This window comes from Ensifer sp. EB106-03-01-XG145 (assembly GCF_058792075.1).
The window spans coordinates 219,091-238,830 of the sequence record NZ_JBYTEC010000010.1; the positions used below are offsets into that span (position 1 = coordinate 219,091).

Sequence of the window (19,740 nt, forward strand, 5' to 3'; positions counted from 1 at the left end):
AGCGTTTTGCTATACCACCGACTAGATGCTGCCTGTCCCGTACGCTAATCCTTATATACCCACTAGTCTCAAGGACATAGCCGCTGTTAAGGCCCGAAAGGAACCGACTTCATGAGAACGATCGTATTGCTGTTCGCACTCGTCACTCTGGCCGCCTGCTCGCAGACCGGCGGCGGTGGCACGCACTATGTTGGCGGTGACGGCGATTACTACCAGGGCATCGTCGCCCCCCGGTAACAGCGGTCGTTTTCCATCGATCACTTGGCTGCCGCGAGCGCGCCTTCGCCAGAGGGAAAAGGCTCGGCTAGTCTGGTGGGCCAGCGGCCGCCGGGCCCAAAGTGACAGGCTTTGGCCGCCCCTGCATCGCGCTTGATGTCGTCCCGAGCAAGGAGTGCGGTGCGAGGCGAAGCGGTCATGCTCGGCGATGGGTCCATGTCCAACGGCCATCCTCCTGACAATCCAGCACGGCTTCGTAGAGATCACGCGCGTCGCCTTCTTCGCCATTGTTGATGCAGGTAATCGCGTTCTTGGAGAGCAGGTTCAGCACCTTCCGAAACGTTTCATGACCGAGGGTTGCCTCAAGCCGGTCAAGAAAGACATATCGCGGTCTGGCGAGAAGCACCTTGGCGACAGCCAAGAGCTGTTGCTCACCCAGGGACATCTCCCGGTCCTGTTCCTTCTCCAGCCCGAGCGCGTCGTGAACGAGGCCGTCGAGACCAACGCTGCGCACGACCTCGAGCATTTGACTGTCGGAGGCATCGCCCGGGTTATCCGGAGGCAGAAGAATTTGCCGAAGCGACCCCGGCGGCAGATAGGGGCGCTGCGGAAGAAACATCAGGTCGTTCGGGCGCAGGATCCGCCCGGCGCCGGCGGTCGGAATTCCGGCGGTTGCCCTGAAGAGCGCTGCACCTGCAGCCCCATGCGATCCCGATATCAACACCGGTGTTCCCGGCGGGATCGTTACCGACAGATCATGTAGCAATGCGTGGCCGCCAGCCGAGCCCAACGTCACGTGGTCGAAGGCCAAATCGCCATCTTGCTTGACCAGTTCGATGCCGGTCCCACCACCCCTTGTTCGGCTCTTTTCAATGGCTTCGAGCAGGGAACTCAGCCGGGAAACCACTGCAGCGAAATTTGAGATCGAATTGAATTGCCGAACGATCAAGGAGAACGCGCCCACGAGCATGGCAAAGGCCGCGCCGGATTGCGTGATCACTCCGAATTCGATTTCCCCCCGCATGAAAGCCGGAGCAATGATCAAGTCCGGGATGATCTGAATCATCCAATTGTAGCCGCTCGTAAAATAGGCCAGGTTCCGGTTGACCGCGGTAATGGTGAGGATGTTGGCGATCAGATCATCGAGGCGCTGCATCAATCGCGTTTTTTGCTGGCCTTCAACGCTGGCCACCATCACCGATTCAGCGTTTTCGCGCACATGCATGAGGCTGGACCTGAAGCTCGCTTCCTTGTCGAGTCGCTCATAGTTCAGGCCGATGAGAGGGCGCCCCAAAACGATCGTCATGTACGAGCCGCAAGCCGCATATAGCACGGCTACGACAAACAGCAGGGGACTTATGGACCAAAGCACGCCTGAGAACGTCACCACCGTCAGTGTACTGCTGAACAACATGATGATGTAGGAGAGGGTGGTGACCGTGAATGCCTGGATGTCTTCGGATATCCGCTGGTCCGGGTGGCTCAGCGTCACTGAGACCTCCAGGCGATAGTAGGCCTCATTCTCCAGATAGAGATCGACGGCGCGTCTCGTCAGGAACCCGCGCCAAAGCAGCGCCAGCCGTTCTTCGACAAAGCGCGCGATGACGCCGACAACGGTGAGGACGGCAAAGACGCAGACGTAAAAGACCGCTTGCCGAACGAACTCATCCATCTGGCGCTCGGCGATCGCAGTCATGAAATTGCGGCCGACGTAATTGTTCACCACGTTGAGGCCATTCAAGCCGAAGAGCAGAGCCATGAGCCCGGCAAACATCCACCTGGCCCTGCCGCCGACTTCGGATGTCAGGAAAAATCGGACAGCTCTTGCGAAACGAAATGCGGTCGTTCTGATCGGTACTGGCTGGCTGTCCATCTGAGTACCTTTTGTTGGTTTGGCCCTCAGAGCCAGCCGCCGGAAAAACCTGCACGCCTCAATCCCACCACCACAGGCGCGCACCGGCGCATGATGTTCCACAGCAAGCCTGTTCGGTAGTTCTCGATCATCAGGACAACCGGGCCCTGGTCGATGCCGAAGTGGTAGGGGCTGACCCACCAGCCAGTTTCGGTTCCTTCCACCGGAAAGCTTCGGTTGAAGGATGGCTTGAAGCCATAAAGCCTGGTCATGCCGAGCTTCATGCGGGCGCAGTTCCAGACTGTCGGGATGACGATCTCCGGCGCGAACGGCAGCGAGGCGACGACGGCCCAGGGCGACACGGTTCCGTCATCCGGGCCGAAGGGCGCGCCGCGGGCGAGATAATCGAAAAACTCCCTTTCGCTGCCGTTCACGGTACGCTTGGTCCAGCCTGGCCCGTCGCTCGCCGTGAAGCCCCAGCAATGCTCGCCGTAGCCGACGAAATTCAGCGGATTGCGGATGGCATATTCCTGCTGGACGAATGTCGCGTGCCGGCTGTTCTGGAAGTAGTCGCTATTGTGTTCGCGCATGAACTCGTCACGGATCCCGCGGAAATCGATCCACATATGCGAGAGCTGGTGCGTGAAGAGAGGGCCCGAATAGAGCAACTCGCGACCGTAAAGGTTCCGCCAGTCGTAGCTTTCGGTATAGGCGGCGTAAGCTTCGGCCGGCAGCGGATGGGTCGGCGAGCCGAGGCCGAGTATGTAGAGAAGCAGGCCCTCGTCGTAGCCGCGCCAGCGATAGGGAATGAAGCCGTTCTCCGGCCGCCAGCCATGGGTCAGCGTAAGTCCGTGATCGCAGGCCCAGTTCCAGTCGGCACGCTCATAGAGCGCATTTGCCGACCGGCGAATTTCGATTTCATCCGGCGTATCGCCGTCAAAATAGGCGGCCACCGTCAGCGCCCCGGCGAAAAGGAAGGCGGAATCGATCGTCGACAATTCGCATTCCCAAACGCGCCTGCCGGTCTCGATATCCAGGAAGTGATAGAAGAAGCCCTTGTAGCCGGAAGCATCCGGCTCCGGCCCTTGCGGACATTGCAGAAGAAACTGCAGCCGTCGACGCGCGATCTTTGCGGCGAACTTGCGAATGACAATGCCCCGCTCGATAAGCACGGGGATCGTCGCCAGCGCCATACCGATCGCCGCAATACTTGCGGGTGCATCTTCCTGTGTCTTGTCGCGCACCAGGCCGTTGTCGGGATTGGTGCAATGCAGATAGTACAGAAGCGTCGTGAACTGGAGCCGGGCGAGATCCTGCTCGGTCGGCATCCGGTTCAATTCGGGGTCTGTCGACAACAATCCCGGCATGGCTAGGCCACCACGAGGCGGACGTCGTGATCTCGTCCGTCATCCACGAGTGGAACACTCCGGTCAGCGACCTTCTTGCCATCGAGGCTCAGCGAATAGTGCTTCTGTCCTCGTTTGGTATCTCGGCTCACCTTGATACGGTAGGTCGACCTCCCATGGCGAAAGTCCACGTCGTATGTCGACCACCCGGTGGGAATGCACGGCTCGACAAAAAGCCGGGGTCCCTGACGGCGAATGCCGAGAATGGCCTCAAGGCCAACGCGGTACAGCCAGCCCGCCGATCCCGTATACCAGGTCCAGCCACCGCGGCCGGTGTGAGGAGCGGCGCCATAGACGTCGGCGCTGACAACATATGGCTCGACCATGTAGCGGTCGGTGTCTTTGGGTGACAGGGCATGGTTGATGGGATTGAGCATGCTCCAGAGCTGAAACGCCCGATCGCCATCCCCCAGCAATGCTGTCGCCAGCGCCACCCACGTGGCCGCGTGGGTGTACTGGCCGCCATTCTCCCGAATTCCGGGCACATAGCCCTTTATGTAGCCGGGCTGCAGCGCGCCCTTGTCGAACGGCGGATCGAAAAGCTGTATCAAGCCGCTGTCGGTACGAACGAGCCGCTCCCAAACCGCGCGCATTGCCTGCGCGGCGCGCTCGGCATCTGCAGCACCCGAGATAACTGCCCAGGCCTGCGGGATCGCGTCGATCTGACACTCGTCGTTCGACTGGGACCCGAGGGGAGTGCCATCGTCGAAGTAGGCACGGCGATACCAGGCGCCATCCCAGGCGTGGGTCTCCAGGGATATGCGCAGGGTCTCGGCGCGCTCCTTGCACCATTTGGCCCGTTCGTCATCTGCCATCGCCGATGCGATGGCGGCAAAGGATCCAAGGACGGTCAGAAAGAACCATCCGTTCCATACGCTCTCGCCTTTGCCTTCCGCGCCGACCCGGTTCATGCCGTCGTTCCAATCGCCCGTTCCCATAAGCGGAAGCCCGTGGCTGCCTAGCCGCAAACCTCGGTCAAGTGCCCGACAGCAGTGCTCATAGACGGTCCCGCTCTCCTGGCTGGCCGGAGGCACCTCGTAGCGCTCCTCCTCCTCGTCCTCTAGAGGCGGCGAGACGATGAAAGGAACCTGTTCGCTGAGGAGCCCGTAGTCTCCGGAGACCGATACATAGTGATGGACGACGTAGGGCAGAAAGTAGAGGTCATCCGTCATGCGTGTGCGCACGCCGGCACCCGATGGCGGATGCCACCAATGTTGAACGTCTCCCTCGGCAAACTGGCGCGAGGCAGCGCGAAGGATGTGCGTTCGCGCTTCATCGTGCGCGCAATGGACGAGGGCTGCGACGTCCTGGAGCTGGTCGCGAAATCCATAGGCGCCGCCGGATTGGTAGAACCCTGTTCGCGCCCAGATACGGCAAGCCAACACCTGATAGAGCAACCAGCGGTTCATCATGAGGTTGAAGGCCGTATCTGGCGTTCGGACCGTGACGGCGTTCAGCAGATGATCCCACTGTTGTGAAACGGCTGCCAGCGCGTTCCTGGCGCCCCTCGGTCCGGCATGTTCGCGGACGAGCCTGCGCATTTCCTCGCGGCTTTCGGCCTGCCCGAGCACGAATACCAGCTCGACGGTCACCGCCGGCGGGATTGAAACGCTGACCATGAGGGCTGCGCAGGGGTCGAGCAGAGAACCGGTTTGTCCCCCGAGATCGAAGCCTTCCAATCCCACCGGCTGAGCGATGGAACCGTTTCTGCCGAGGAACGCGCGCCGATCGCATGTGAACGATCGGACAGGCGCGCTTGAGGCGGCGAATGCGAGCGTTCCGGAAAAATCCCCTTCCCAGACGTTCCGGGCAACGATAGCACCGATCTCGCTGTCAAATTCGCATTCGACCCGGGAGCATGCGCTTTCGCGCAGCGTGCCGAGGACCCATTCAACGAAGTAGGTGGCGGTAAGGCGGCGAAGTCGTTTTCCGTCGTTGCGAATAGCAAGGCGGACAACCTTGATCGCTCCCGAGGCCGGCACGTGGACAGTCATTTCATGATGCAATGGTCCGCGACTGCTTTCGTAGCACGTGTAACCTTGACCATGCTTCGTCCTCGTCGTCGATGTCTGGCCGAGAGGCAAAGGCGTCGGCGTCCATAGCTCCGCCGTCTGCTCATCGCGCAAGTAGATAACTTCACTCGGCGGGTCCGAGACCGGGTCGTTAGACCAGGGCGTGAGCCTGTTCAGTTGGCTGTTGCCCGCCCAAGTGTACCCAAGACCGCTGTCGCTCGTCAGGCAGCCAAACGCGCTATTGGCAAGGACGTTACACCACGGCGTTGGCGTCGCATCCGCTCCGATCACATATTCGCGCCCGTCCTTGGTAAACCCTCCACGGCCATTCCAAAAAAGCAGGCCATCTCGTGGGGCCTCGTGACGCCTTTCGTGCGCGGCGGAAACATTCGTCCTGGTCTCCCTCAGCGTCGGAAAAGTGGTGGCCGATCTCGCCGAAAGTTGAGCTGAAAGGGATCCTTGACTGCAGCAAAGGACGAGGCGCGCGGCGGCCGTGATCGCATTTTCTGCACTGGCCGAAACACTGGCCCTCGGTGGGAAATGAACACCCCCGGCTTTGCCGAGGGTTTGCTCCACATGGACCGTCGCCTTGGCGCTCAACTGCAAGCTTTCGCTCGCTTCCTCTTCATCAAGGACCGCGAGATCGAAGGGAAATCCGCGACTGGCAAGGAATGCGTGGGCCTTGATGACATCGTCGACGAGAGCGTCCTCGCCTGTTTTGTCGATACGCAGCAGGAGAATTGGGATGGCTCCCGATAGTCCCGCCGATCCCAAGTCGTCGCGGTTCAGCCGCCTCGTGCCGGGCGTGCTGCCTTCCCTTAAGCCGGGAACAGAAAATGCCAGATGTGCTACGAGCCGATTGTAGACGGCCAACTCTTGAGGAGAGGGTGACCGGGGCGGGCCTTCATTGTTTTTCTCGGCATCCACCAACGTTTGGCGCGCGGCGTCGATATTGGCGAAGCGTCTTGCTATTGCGGCAGCGTCTAAATCACTATCGGCTGCGCCCGTTACGAACGCGATCACCTCCGCTCCGGAGGGTTCCAGATCGACTGTCCGGCGCAGGCTGAAGATGGGGTCGAGCACGGGACCCGTCGTCCCTGATAGACGGCTCCCCGGCACCAGGGCGTCAGGGTTTGAGGCCGTCCGCCGCCGGCCAAGAAATCTGTAGCGGTCCGTTTCATATTCCACCGCATGGCCCTGGCGGCTTGACGCAGACACGTGCACCGCCCAGACGGGGCGCTCCGATGCACTGCGCGGCCGGCGCCGTGCGAACAAAGCGGTTGTTTCGGTGTCGAACCAGGTTTCGATGAAAAGCTTGGCAAATGCCGGATGTGCGCTATCGGCGCTTCGGCCATTCAGGCAGACTTCGGAATAGCTTGTCAGCTCAAGCTTTCTCGCTTTCCCACCCTTGTTGCAGAGTTTCAGCAAACGCACTTCGGCATCGCAGTCCTGTGCGACCGACACGTCCCATCGAATATCGATATCTCCGAGCAAACAGCGATACTCGGCACGTTCGCCGTGAAACGTGTGTTCGTAGATCGCCTCCGCATGGCAGATCGGCTGCCGGCCAATCGTCCAGACCTCGCCGCTCTCAAGGTCGCGGATGTAGCAGAACTGGCCCCAGCAATCGCGTGTGCCGTCCTCACGCCAACGCGTGATGTCGAGGCCGCGCCAGGTTTCATACCCGGCACCGGCCTCGGTCAGAAGCACGTTGTAGTTCCCATTCGAAAGCAGGGTCGTGTCAGGAGGCACGCCTGCCGGACGTGTCGCACTGACGTCAACCTTGCCAGCTGGCCGGACCATCAGACCGATCCTTCATTGCGGGCTACACGTTGTCACCCTCGGTCGACGTCCTCGGCTTCGCCTGATGCGCACCCTGAACGCCCCATTTCCAACCGCTGATCGACGGCATGTCATCGCCATGCTTCTCGATATATTCGCGATGCTCGATCAGCTTGGCTTGAATTGCCTGCTTGAAATAGGCGGCGCGCGCCCCGAGGTGGGGCAGGCGGTCGATGACATCGCCGGCGAGATGGAAACGATCGAGCTCGTTGAGCACCACCATGTCGAACGGCGTCGTCGTCGTACCTTCCTCCTTGTAGCCACGAACATGCAGGTTGCCGTGGTTGGTCCGGCGGTAGGTGAGGCGATGGATCAGCCACGGATAGCCGTGGAAGGCGAAGATGATCGGCTTGTCCCTGGTGAAGATACCATCGAAATCACGGTCCGTGAGGCCGTGGGGATGTTCTTCCGCCGGTTGCAGTTTCATCAGGTTGACGACATTGACGACCCGCACTTTCACTTCCGGAAGATGCTCGCGCAGCAATTGCACCGCGGCCAGCGTTTCGAGCGTCGGAGTGTCGCCGCAGCAGGCCATGACGACATCCGGTTCGCTGTCGGCATCGTTGCTCGCCCAATCCCAGATGCTGACGCCCATGCTGCAATGGCGCACGGCCTGTTCCATCGTCAGCCATTGCGGCGCGGGTTGCTTTCCCGCCACGACGACGTTGATGTAGTTGCGGCTGCGCAGGCAATGGTCGGTGACGGACAGCAGCGTGTTGGCGTCCGGTGGCAGGTAGACGCGGATGACGTCGGCCTTCTTGTTGACGACGTGATCGATGAAGCCGGGATCCTGATGGCTGAAGCCGTTGTGGTCCTGCCGCCAGACATGGGAACTCAGGAAGTAGTTTAGCGACCCCACCGGCCGGCGCCAGGGGATCTCGTTGCAGACTTTCAGCCACTTGGCATGCTGGTTGAACATTGAATCGATGATGTGGATGAAGGCTTCGTAGCAGGAGAAGAAGCCGTGGCGGCCGGTCAGCAGATAGCCTTCGAGCCAGCCCTGACACTGGTGTTCGCTCAGCACCTCCATGATGCGGCCATCCGGTGAGAGGTGGTCGTCCTCCGGATAGATTTCGGCCATGTAGCAGCGATTGGTGACCTCCAGCACGTCCTGCCAGCGGTTCGAGTTGTTTTCATCCGGACTGAACAGGCGGAAGTTCCTGGCGTCCATGTTGGATTTCATCACGTCGCGCAGGAACTTGCCCATGACGCGGGCCGCTTCCACATTGGTCCCGCCGGGACGGGGAACCTCGACGGCATAGTCGCGGAACGCCGGCATCTTCAGGTCACGCAGCAACAGGCCGCCATTGGCGTGCGGATTGTCGCTCATGCGGCGATGCCCCGTTGGCGCGAGCGCTGCGATCTCCGGCTTCAGCCGGCCTTGATCGCTGAAAAGCTCCTCGGGGCGATAGCTCTTCATCCATTGCTCGAGGATGCGGATGTGCTCGGGCTTGTCCATCTCGCCCATCGGCACCTGGTGCGCCCGCCAGTAGTCCTCGCATTTCTTGCCGTCGATCTCGGGGGGGCAGGTCCAGCCCTTCGGCGTGCGGAAGACGATCATCGGCCATGCCGGCCGCTTCAGATTGCCCCTCACGCGGGCATCGTCCCAGATCTGCCGGATCTCGGCCATCGCCGTATCCAGCACAGCGGCGAGTTGCTGATGCACGCTTGCCGGATCATGCCCTTCGACGAAGTAGGGCTTGTAGCCCATGCCCTCGAAGAACTTCTGCAGCTCGTCACGCGGAATGCGGGCGAGGAAGCACGGATTGGCGATCTTGTAGCCGTTCAGATGCAGGATCGGCAGCACGCAGCCGTCGCGGGCCGGGTTCAGGAACTTGTTGCTCTGCCAGCCGGTAGCAAGCGGCCCGGTCTCGGCCTCGCCATCGCCGACGATGCAGGCGACGACAAGGTCCGGGTTATCGAAGGCGGCGCCATAGGCGTGGCTCAACGCATAGCCAAGTTCGCCGCCCTCATGGATGCTGCCGGGCGTTTCCGGCGCCACGTGGCTCGGGATGCCGCCTGGAAAGCTGAACTGCTTGAAGAGCCGCTGCATACCCTCGGCATCTTCACCGATGTTCGGATAGAACTCGGTGTAGGTCCCTTCGAGATAGGCATGCGCCACCAGCGACGGCCCGCCGTGCCCCGGCCCGATGATATAGATCATGTTGAGATCGTCGCGCTTGATCACGCGGTTGAGATGCACATAGAGCATGTTGAGGCCAGGCGAGGTGCCCCAGTGGCCGAGCAGGCGCGGCTTGATGTGTTCGCGTTTCAGCGGCTCGCGCAGGAGCGGATTGTCGAGCAGATAGATCTGGCCGACAGAAAGGTAGTTCGACGCGCGCCAATAGGCGTCCATCAGTCGGAGTTCGTCTGCCGATAATGGCGTTGTTGAATGCGAGCTCCCGGATGCCGTCTCTTTCATCGATACCGTTTCAGGCGAAACCATCTGAACCTCCCGATCATTAGGACATTGCCTGGATTTCTCCGACTTGCAGTCGTGCAAGCCACTGCAGTCTCTTGAATTCGCTACGGTCGTTGCTGTTTGCCGGCGACGGGCAGAATGATGGAACACCTGTCTTCGGACGACAGCGGCTGGGATCGTCTTGCCAACTCGGTGTCGCGAACACCTGCGTGTCGCGGCACAATTAAAAGGGGCGCTATTGCGGATATGGTTCCGAGAAATGCTCGACCACGCCCCGAACGCCGCGGACATTTTCGGCAACGATCCGTGCGGCCCTCCGGCACTCGGCCGTCTCCACGTTGCCCCAGAGATGAACGATGCCATCGGTCACGGCGACCTTCACATCCAGACCTTCGAGGCCGGTGTTCTCGCCGAGGCGCACAAGAATGCTGCGCCGGATCGCTTCATCACCCGCGGCCGTCTCGTCCTGCTTTGCTGACAAAACCGCCTGCAACAGATCGGCGCGGCTGACGATGCCGACCAGTACGCCGTTCCTGAGAACGGGAAGGCGCTTGATGCCACGTTCCTGCATCAGCGCCGCCACCCGCGCGAGCGGCGCATCCTCGTCGATGGTAACGGGATCGGCTGTCATGGCGTCGCCCACCCTCCAGGAGGATCGGCGTATATAGGCGTGGGCCCTGTCGTCGGCCGCAAGCGTCGCGTCCGCCAGCGGTCCGCCGCCACCGAGTTCCGTGCGCCGGATCAAGTCGCCCTCGCTGATCAGCCCAATGAGACGGCCTTCATCGTCAACGACCGGAAGGCCGCTGACGTGGCTGTCGAACATGATCCGGGCTGCCTGTCTGACGCTGTTGTCAGGCGAAAGCCTGACGATCTTTGTCGTCATCACATCTTTGACGCGCATGTCGATCCAACTCCGAAAAGGACCTTGGTACCGTCATTGGCGGGCGTAAGGTAAACCTATCGCGGCGGTTCGACAACCTGTTCGTGGGGGAGACGTTCGAGTTGAGCGCCGGCGCTGGCAGAACCCATGCTGCAGCTTCTAGTCGAGCGCAAACACTCGTGCACAGCCCGATTGGATTTAACTAGCTCTCGACGCGCGCGGTTGTGTTCTGGTGGAGCCGAAGGGAGTCGAACCCTCGACCTCCGCAGTGCGATTGCGGCGCTCTCCCAACTGAGCTACGGCCCCATTACATCCAGTCAACACGACACGCGCCGAGCATGTCAATACACTTGAGACGACGCGCCTGGTTGGACATCATTGCGCGAAGCGACGCGCTCGATCGGTTCGTCGGGCGATCCGTTTCAAAACCGTTTCTTCGAAAGTAGCGGGCAGACGCGCCATTTCCGCTCGGGGCCCTCATCGACGCGCGCCGCTGTATGTTACAGTAGGTCACGCCCCCACGCGCGGGGAGCCATTGTCGAACTATGCTCGCGGGTTTACGCTGATGCCTAACGAAAGCACCGCCCGAACCTCGCTGAAATACTGGCGGTGCGTGTCAACGATGAGATGACGCCCGAGTCCCGGCCGCGAACGTCCATGGCGTCCGGATCAATGTGCACTTTTTCGGTATCCGACATAGGCGCCTGCCGGCTCCGCACTTCCCTTAATGGGCCTCTCCGTGGGCCCGGCGATTTGGAGGAGGATTAGCAATGGCCCAGACGATGAAGGCCGCCGTCGTTCGGCAGTTCCGCACGCCCCTTGTGATCGAGGAGGTGGCGGTGCCGACGCCGCAACCTGGGCAGATCCTCGTCAAATATGAAGCAACGGGCGTCTGCCACACCGACCTCCATGCAGCAAATGGAGACTGGCCGGTAAAGCCTAGCCCGCCGTTTATTCCGGGACACGAGGGCGTCGGCTATGTTTCGGCAGTGGGTGCCGGTGTCAAAAGAGTGAAAGAGGGGGACAGGGTCGGCGTTCCCTGGCTTCACAGCGCATGTGGTTACTGCCCGCATTGCCGCACCGGTTGGGAAACACTGTGCGCATCACAGTCGAACACCGGATATTCCGTCGACGGAACATTTGCCGAGTATGGACTGGCGGATCCCGACTTCGTCGGCAGCCTGCCCACCGGGCTGGACTTCGGCCCTGCTGCGCCGGTTCTTTGCGCCGGCGTGACCGTTTACAAGGGATTGAAGGAAACGGAAGTACGGCCCGGCGAATGGGTCGCCGTCTCCGGCATCGGTGGCCTTGGCCACATGGCTGTGCAGTACGCAAAGGCGATGGGCATGCATGTCGTCGCCGCGGACATCTTCGACGACAAGCTGGCACTTGCAAAGCAGCTAGGCGCCGACATTACAGTCAACGGCAAGGCGAAGGATGCCGTAGAGCAGGTAATCAAGGCGACCGGCGGCGTGCATGGGGCGCTCGTAACTGCGGTTTCACCTGCTGCAATGGAACAGGCGTTCGGATTCCTGCGATCGCGGGGCACGATGGCGCTCGTCGGCCTTCCCCCTGGGATGATCTCCGTGCCGGTCTTTGAAACGGTGCTCAAGCGCATAACGGTGCGCGGATCGATCGTCGGCACCCGCCAGGATCTGGAGGAATCGCTGCAGTTTGCCGCTGAAGGCAAGGTGGCGCCGCATTTCTCATGGGACAGCCTCGAGAACATCAATGAGATCTTCCACCGGATGGAGGCCGGCAAGATCGACGGGCGCATCGTCATGAGCCTGCAGTAGCCGGCGCAGCCGTGCCCGTCCGGTCGAGAGGCCCCGCTTCGTTTCCGCCAAAGGAACGGTGCCGCATCGATTGATGGGAATAGCAGGCCCATGCCCGGACTGGAGAATGTATTGCGCACCCAAACTGCGCGCCTCCTCAAATCGCCGTCCCCACCCGGGCCGTTTGGCGAAATGCCCGCAGACCTTTTGCAGAAAGGAAATGGCAATGAGCAAGGGCATGTTCTCGGATCAGCACGGACTTTCCAGACGAGATCTCCTGCTGGTGGCAGGGACTGCGGCGGCCACGCTTGCCACATATAGCCAGGCTGCCCGGGCAGCACCGGGCGGAGGCACCCTTGTGATCGATGAGGTGAAGCAGGGCGAGGACGTCTTTGCCTATATCAGCAGGATCAAGGGCGCTTTTGACGAGACGACCTATCGACAGGTGCTGGGGTGTGCGAACGCGTTCAAGGAAGGAGATCAGACGATCGGGGTGGTGGCGGAAAATGACACATCGCGAACGAACGCCCGGACCCTTCTGGCAAGCACGAAGATCGGAGACCTTCACCAGCGCCCGCTGCTTGAGGACGATCTGCAAAGGCTGATCTGGCAGACAACGGACCAGGCCCAGCACGAAAAGGTCAAAGACTGGACCATGGGCCAGCTGAAGGAGTTTCTCCTGACTGCATCGGAAGAAGAGATCAAAGGCATCATGAATGGGCTGACCAGCGATACGATCGGTTGCGTGCCGAAACTGATGAGCAACGAAGAGCTTATCTCCGTCAGCCAAAAGATCTTCAACGTCATGCCCGGCACCAAGTTGGGGGCCAAGGGGTATATGGGCGCGCGTATTCAGCCGAATTCGCCAACCGACCACCCCGACGACATCATGTGGCAGGTCTTCGATGCGTTCTCCTATGCAACCGGCGACATCGTCATCGGCACCAACCCGGTGGACAGTACCGTCAACAGCGTCGTCACGGTGGAACGTGCCCTCAAGGATATCGTCGATACCTTCAAGCTGGTTGACGTCATTCCCTGGTGCGTGCTCGCCCACATCGACGTTCAGGCCGAGGTGAACGAGAGCTTCCCCGGAACGGTATCCACGGTGTTCCAGAGCCTCGCGGGAACGGATGACTGCAACAAGATCTTCGACATCACCAATGAGAAGATCCTGAAATATGCAAGCGCGAAGGCAGGGGAAAGATATGGCCTCTACTTCGAGACCGGGCAAGGCTCGGAATTCACCAACGGCGTGGCAAACGGCGTCGACATGATGGTGCTTGAGTCTCGAAAGTACGGCTTCAGCAGGGCCGTGAGCCTGGAGCTTGCGAAGGTGCAGCCCAAGGGCGCATGGCTCCATGTCAACGATGTTGCCGGCTTCATCGGGCCGGAGGTCTTCAAGAGTCGCGAACAACTCGTACGGTGCTGCCTCGAAGACATGGTCATGGGTAAGCTCCATGGGCTGACCATCGGCCTCGATATCTGCACCACCCTGCATATGACTGTCAGCCTGGACGATCTGGATTGGTGCCAGGACCAGATCATGCCGGCCAATCCGGCCTACCTGATTGCTCTGCCCACCAAAAACGACCCGATGTTGAGTTATCTGACGACCGCGTTTCAGGATCACGTACGCGTGAGGGAGAAATTTGGCTTCAAGGTCAACGATGCGATGTGGGATTTCTACAAACGCATCGGGATCGTCGGCAACGACAACAGCTACACGTCAAACTACGGGGATCCCCTCTGGGTCTATTATCAGTACCGCCTCGCCAAGGGTGACAAGCGGCCAAAGGAAACCGTCTACGCCGAAGGCAGGCAGATGATGATGGAGGTCGAAGCAAGAGGCGTCGACCTGGCGACGGGTCACGGCGAGAAGATCTGGGATCTCAACCCTGCGCTCGCGACGAAGGTGAGGGGTCTGTATGACGACGCCAAACAATCTCTTTGGGCCGAACTTACGCCGGAGTTTATCGCTGCCGTGCCCGGCGTCGTCCCGGTTCGCACCCTGTCCAAGGACCGGAACGACTACATCGCGCACCCGACCACCGGTGAAGCGCTGAGCCCGGATTCCATCAAGGAGATTGAGCGGATAAGGGCTTCGTGGAAGGGCGACATGCCCAAAGGTCAGATCGTCATATCGGACGGTCTCAATGCCAAGGCCATCATGGATGACGGGCATCTAGCGCCTTACCTCGAAGAGATGCGAAGGTTGCTTGGAGACGCCGGTGTCACGGTGAGCGACAAGAACATCCTGGTGACCAGCGGCAGGGTGCGGGCCGGCTACAGGATCGGCGAGATGCTTTTTGGAGATGCAGATCCCAACAGTTTCCGAGGCATCCTCCACATCATCGGCGAGCGGCCAGGCACCATGCACCATGCCTACTCGGTCTATATCACCGTCGCCAAGGGCAAGCGTTGGGCGGAGAAGGACATCGACCACGACATGACGAAACTGGTCAGCAACGTCGCCGATACCGCGCTTGCCCCCAAGGAGGCGGCGAGGGAGACCCTGACGATCATCCGGGAGATCATCGGCAAGGATGTGAACGGCAGCCGGCGATATGGATGATCGCGCATCGTGCTGCAGGACAGCAGAGCGGTATCTGCCCTGGGAGCGGCAACAGCGGCGTCAGCTTTGCACACAAGCACGACAGGACGCGCTGACTGACCGAGTCACGTCCCATCCACGAAAAAACCCAGGGGCACGGCTCAAACGCCCCTGGGCAAAATTCTGGTCGGGGGACAGTCACGCGTTCCATGAAAACCGCGTGACTGATTGATACGTCACCACAACCACCATCTCGGTGGAGCAGGTTAGCTGCAGCCGCTCGTCGCACCGCAGGTGTCGCACTTCTCGCAGGTGCCGTTGCGCACCATCGTGAAGTTCTGGCACTCGGTGCACATGTTGCCGGTGTAGCCCTGCATGATCGAGCGGGCGCGGCGCTCGGCCTCCACCTTTTTGGCGTCCGTCTTGGCCGATGCCGCTTCGGCGGCTGCCTTGTCGGAGAAGAGAGCCGTCACTTCCGTAACCGTCTCAGCCGTTTCCTCGGCAATCTCTTCGGCCAATTCCGCCGCACGTTCTTCGTAATCGCGCTTGAAGGCGACGATTTCGGAGGTCGCGATGGCGGTTGTCGTCTCGATCTTGCGCACCGTGTTGCCGGCGATCGCCGTTACGGTTGCGCCAGAAGAGGCGCGGGCAGGAGCAGCCGTTGCCGAGCCCTTCGGCTCGCCGGCGCGTTCGGCCGTGCCACCGACGATGGTCGGCTTGTAGCCACGGGTCCAGCCTGTCGAAATCAGGTTGGTCTTGCCTTCCTGGATCCCCTTGCCGAGCGCCGTGTTGCTGAAATCGGACGTGTCGACATGGGCGAGGTCGTGGCGGCCGAGATAGGAGACGGCGAGTTCGCGGAAGACGTAGTCGAGGATCGACGTCGCGTTCTTGATCGCATCGTTGCCCTGGACCATGCCGGCCGGCTCGAACTTGGTGAAGGTGAAGGCCTCCACATATTCTTCGAGCGGCACGCCATATTGCAGGCCGAGCGAGATGGCGATGGCGAAGTTGTTCATCATCGCACGGAAGGCAGCGCCTTCCTTGTGCATGTCGATGAAGATCTCGCCGAGGCGGCCATCACCGAATTCGCCGGTGCGCAGATACACCTTGTGACCACCGACAACGGCCTTCTGGGTGTAGCCCTGGCGGCGGTTCGGCAGCTTTTCGCGGGCGCGGATCACCTTTTCGATGACGCGCTCGACGATCTTTTCGGTGATGGTCACGGCCTGGGCGGCGGCCGGCGCCTGGATCAGATCCTCCAGCGCATCCTCGTCCTTGTCGTCCTCGATCAGCGAGGCGTTCAGCGGCTGCGACAGCTTGGAACCATCGCGGTAAAGGGCGTTCGCCTTCAGCGCCAGCTTCCAGGAAAGCATGTAGGCGTTCTTGCAGTCCTCGACGGTCGCCTCGTTCGGCATGTTGATCGTCTTGGAGATGGCGCCCGAGATGAACGGCTGGGCAGCCGCCATCATGCGGATGTGGCTTTCGACCGAGAGGTAGCGCTTGCCGATCTTGCCGCAGGGGTTAGCGCAATCGAAGACCGGCAGGTGCTCGTTCTTCAGGAACGGCGCGCCTTCAAGCGTCATCGCGCCGCAAACGTGGATGTTGGCTGCTTCGATGTCCTTCTTCGAGAAGCCCATATGGTCGAGGAGGTTGAAGTCCATCGCGCCGAGCTGCTCGTCGGTGACCTTCAGCGTGCCCTTGAGGAAGTCGGCGCCCAGCGTCCACTGGTTGAAGACGAACTTGATGTCGAAGGCACTCTTCAACGCGGCGTTGACCGCTTCGACCTTCTCGTCGGTGAAGCCCTTGGCCTTCAGCGTTGACGGGTTGATTGCCGGCGCCTGGTTCAGGTTGCCATGGCCGACGGCGTAAGCCTCGATCTCGGCGATCTGGCTTTCGCTATAACCGAGCGAGCGCAGCGCTTCCGGTACGGCACGGTTGATGATCTTGAAGTAGCCGCCGCCGGCGAGCTTCTTGAATTTCACCAGCGCGAAGTCGGGCTCGATGCCGGTCGTATCGCAGTCCATGACGAGGCCGATCGTGCCGGTCGGCGCGATGACGGTTGCCTGGGCGTTGCGGTAGCCGTGCTTTTCGCCGAGTTCCAGCGCCTTGTCCCAGGCGCTCATGGCGTGGATGACGAGGTCCTGGTCCGGATTGTCGCCATGGATGAGGGCGACCGGGTTGACCGAGAGCGCCTCGTAGCCGGTCGTCTCGCCATAGGCGGCGCGGCGATGGTTGCGGATGACGCGCAGCATGTTGTCGCGGTTCGGGGCAAAGCCCGGGAACGGACCCAGCTTCTCGGCCATTTCGGCCGAGGTGGCGTAGGAGATGCCGGTCATGATCGCGGTCAGGGCACCGGCGATGGCGCGGCCTTCGGTTGAGTCATAGGGGATGCCCGAGGACATCAACAGGCCGCCGATATTGGCATAGCCGAGGCCGAGCGTGCGGTATTCGTAGGAGAGTTCGGCGATCTCGCGGGACGGGAACTGCGCCATCATGACCGAGACTTCGAGGACAACGGTCCAGAGGCGGACGGCGTGCTCGTAATCGGCGATGTTGATGCGCTTGGTCGCCGCATCCTTGAACATCATCAGGTTCAGCGAGGCAAGGTTGCAGGCGGTGTCGTCGAGGAACATGTACTCCGAGCACGGGTTCGACGCGCGGATCGGGCCGGCGGCGGGGCTCGTGTGCCAGTCGTTCATCGTCGTGTTGAAGTGCAGGCCCGGATCGGCGGACGCCCAGGCGGCGTAGGAGATCGACTCCCAGAGGTCACGGGCCTTCAGCGTCTTCATCACGCGGCCGTCCTTGCGGGCGGTCAGGTGCCAGTCGCCATCGGCTTCGACGGCGCGCAGGAAGTCGTCCTTGATCGAGACCGAGTTGTTCGAGTTCTGGCCCGAAACCGTAAGATAAGCTTCAGAATCCCAGTCGGTGTCATAGGTCTTGAACTCGAGGTCCTTGTAGCCCTGCTTTGCGAACTGGATGACGCGCTGGACGTAGTTTTCCGGAACCAGCGCCTGCTTGGCAGCGCGGATCTCGCGCTTCAGCGCCGGGTTCTGCTTCGGGTCGTAGCAGGCGTCGTCGGTGCCGTCGCAGTTGACGCAGGCCTTCATGATCGCCTTCAGGTGTTTGGCGACGACCTTGGAACCGGTGACGAGGGCGGCAACCTTCTGCTCTTCCTTGACCTTCCAGTTGATGTATTCCTCGATGTCCGGATGGTCGATGTCGACGACGACCATCTTGGCGGCGCGACGGGTGGTGCCGCCCGACTTGATGGCGCCGGCGGCGCGGTCGCCGATCTTCAGGAACGACATCAGGCCCGAGGACTTGCCGCCGCCCGAGAGCTTTTCGCCTTCGCTGCGCAGATGCGAGAAGTTGGAGCCGGTGCCCGAGCCATACTTGAACAGGCGCGCTTCACGCACCCAGAGATCCATGATGCCGCCCTCGTTGACGAGGTCGTCGGCAACCGACTGGATGAAGCAGGCGTGCGGCTGCGGGTGTTCGTAGGCCGACTTGGACTTGGTCAGCTTGCCGGTGAAGGGGTCGACATAGAAATGGCCCTGGCCGGGACCATCGATGCCGTAGGCCCAATGCAGGCCGGTGTTGAACCATTGCGGCGAGTTCGGCGCAACGCGCTGAGTGGCGAGCATATAGGCAAGTTCGTCACGGAAGGCGGAGGCGTCTTCTTCGCTGGCGAAGTAACCGCCCTTCCAGCCCCAATAGGCCCAGGTGCCGGCCAGGCGATCGAAAACCTGGCGTGCATCGGTTTCGGAGCCGTATTGTTCATCCTTCGGCAGCGCCTTCAGCGCTTCCGTGTCGGGAACCGAGCGCCAGAGGAAGGAGGGGACATCGTTCTCCTCGACGCGCTTCAGCTTGGCAGGCACGCCGGCCTTGCGGAAATACTTCTGGGCGAGGATGTCGGCAGCGACCTGACTGAACTGAGCCGGAACGTCGATATCGGCTAGGCGGAAGACGATCGAACCATCGGGGTTCTTGATCTCACTCGTAGCCTTGCGGAATTCGATCTCCGCATAGGCGGATTGCCCGGCCTTGGTGAAACGACGTTCGATCTTCATTGTCCCTGGTCCTTCGTGTTGCCTAGCGCCCGCCACAGGCGCAATTGTCCCCGCCCGGCCGCGAGGGTCATCCCGCAGCCAGTCTCAGCTTCCGTCCTTGGAGAGAAACCCATAACCGGGTTACCCTGTATCTTGTGATATAGGCTGGCTGCAAGCACTAAATATAGTGTTAACAGCATCTTTTTGCCAGCCAAATATTGCCCCAGCAGGCCCAAAAAATCGCACAAAAATCCTCACGGCGACCGCATGGTGAAATCCATGACTGCCGCCTGTCAGAACCGACGATTTGGTGAGATGAACCGGGCGCTAAACAATCCGGTCCGCCGCCGTCGCAACGTGAAATCCATTAACCGTGAATCGTCCGGGGGCGTCAAGGGGTGGTTTGTGACGGAAGTTTGAGCGCTAGATGTTGTGTGGACCGACTGTGGAAAACGGGGACATCGGCCAACCCCATGAAAATCAGGCACTTCCAGAGGTTACCTGTGAGACTAACGCAACGGTCAGCACCAAATCAAAAAATTGACGGGTAAAAAACCGCATAAAAACCGTCCCCAACGGTACCCTCGGTTGCGCTCAGGAAAACGATATGGGGTGGCCGTGGTGATTCGCGCCTTACGCCTTGAGGCGGCTCGCCTTTTGGGTCGCGAACGGAGTATCGGCACTACCTATAGTGCTCTACACCATCCCGCTCCCGGCCGACGATACTGGCGC

The 19,740-nt window shown here is 60.8% G+C and carries 9 protein-coding genes and 1 tRNA gene; 3 read left to right on the plus strand and 7 right to left on the minus strand.

Features of this window, described 5'->3' with window-relative positions:
- The first annotated feature begins 111 nt into the window (after window positions 1-111).
- On the plus strand, window positions 112-237 hold the full coding sequence (locus AC3WWH_RS22950) for a hypothetical protein (RefSeq protein ID WP_255571446.1): 126 nt from the start codon (window positions 112-114) through the stop codon (window positions 235-237).
- A 175-nt stretch (window positions 238-412) separates the two neighbouring features.
- Here the strand turns inward: AC3WWH_RS22950 and AC3WWH_RS22955 are convergent, their stop codons facing one another.
- From AC3WWH_RS22955 to AC3WWH_RS22980, 6 genes are all read right to left on the minus strand, one after another.
- Entirely contained in the window at window positions 413-2,089 is a 1,677-nt protein-coding gene (locus AC3WWH_RS22955) for an ABC transporter ATP-binding protein/permease (protein WP_058324158.1), read from the minus strand.
- A 26-nt stretch (window positions 2,090-2,115) separates the two neighbouring features.
- A complete protein-coding gene (locus tag AC3WWH_RS22960) occupies window positions 2,116-3,435 on the minus strand; it encodes a glucoamylase family protein (RefSeq protein WP_058324159.1) in 1,320 nt (439 codons plus the stop codon).
- Window positions 3,436-3,437: 2 nt separating this feature from the next.
- Window positions 3,438-7,289: a GH36-type glycosyl hydrolase domain-containing protein gene (locus tag AC3WWH_RS22965; protein ID WP_058324160.1), complete on the minus strand. Its 3,852-nt coding sequence runs from the start codon at window positions 7,287-7,289 to the stop codon at window positions 3,438-3,440.
- A gap of 22 nt (window positions 7,290-7,311) precedes the next feature.
- Window positions 7,312-9,774, minus strand: a complete 2,463-nt coding sequence (locus tag AC3WWH_RS22970; RefSeq protein ID WP_082641107.1) for a phosphoketolase family protein — start codon at window positions 9,772-9,774, stop codon at window positions 7,312-7,314.
- Window positions 9,775-9,985: 211 nt separating this feature from the next.
- Window positions 9,986-10,651 carry a CBS domain-containing protein gene (locus AC3WWH_RS22975; protein ID WP_058324161.1) on the minus strand — a complete coding sequence of 222 codons (666 nt, stop codon included), beginning with the start codon at window positions 10,649-10,651 and terminating at the stop codon, window positions 9,986-9,988.
- Between the two features lie 209 nt (window positions 10,652-10,860).
- Window positions 10,861-10,936: transfer RNA gene (locus AC3WWH_RS22980), tRNA-Ala, on the minus strand.
- 464 nt (window positions 10,937-11,400) lie between these two features.
- Between AC3WWH_RS22980 and adhP the strand changes: the two genes are divergently transcribed.
- Both adhP and AC3WWH_RS22990 read left to right on the plus strand, forming a co-directional pair.
- Complete coding sequence (adhP, locus tag AC3WWH_RS22985) at window positions 11,401-12,426, plus strand: alcohol dehydrogenase AdhP (RefSeq protein ID WP_058324162.1); 1,026 nt, start codon at window positions 11,401-11,403, stop codon at window positions 12,424-12,426.
- 205 nt (window positions 12,427-12,631) lie between these two features.
- Complete coding sequence (locus AC3WWH_RS22990; RefSeq protein WP_058324163.1) at window positions 12,632-14,980, plus strand: ethanolamine ammonia-lyase; 2,349 nt, start codon at window positions 12,632-12,634, stop codon at window positions 14,978-14,980.
- A gap of 245 nt (window positions 14,981-15,225) precedes the next feature.
- Here the strand turns inward: AC3WWH_RS22990 and AC3WWH_RS22995 are convergent, their stop codons facing one another.
- Entirely contained in the window at window positions 15,226-19,029 is a 3,804-nt protein-coding gene (locus AC3WWH_RS22995; protein WP_058324164.1) for a vitamin B12-dependent ribonucleotide reductase, read from the minus strand.
- Window positions 19,030-19,740 lie beyond the last annotated feature (711 nt).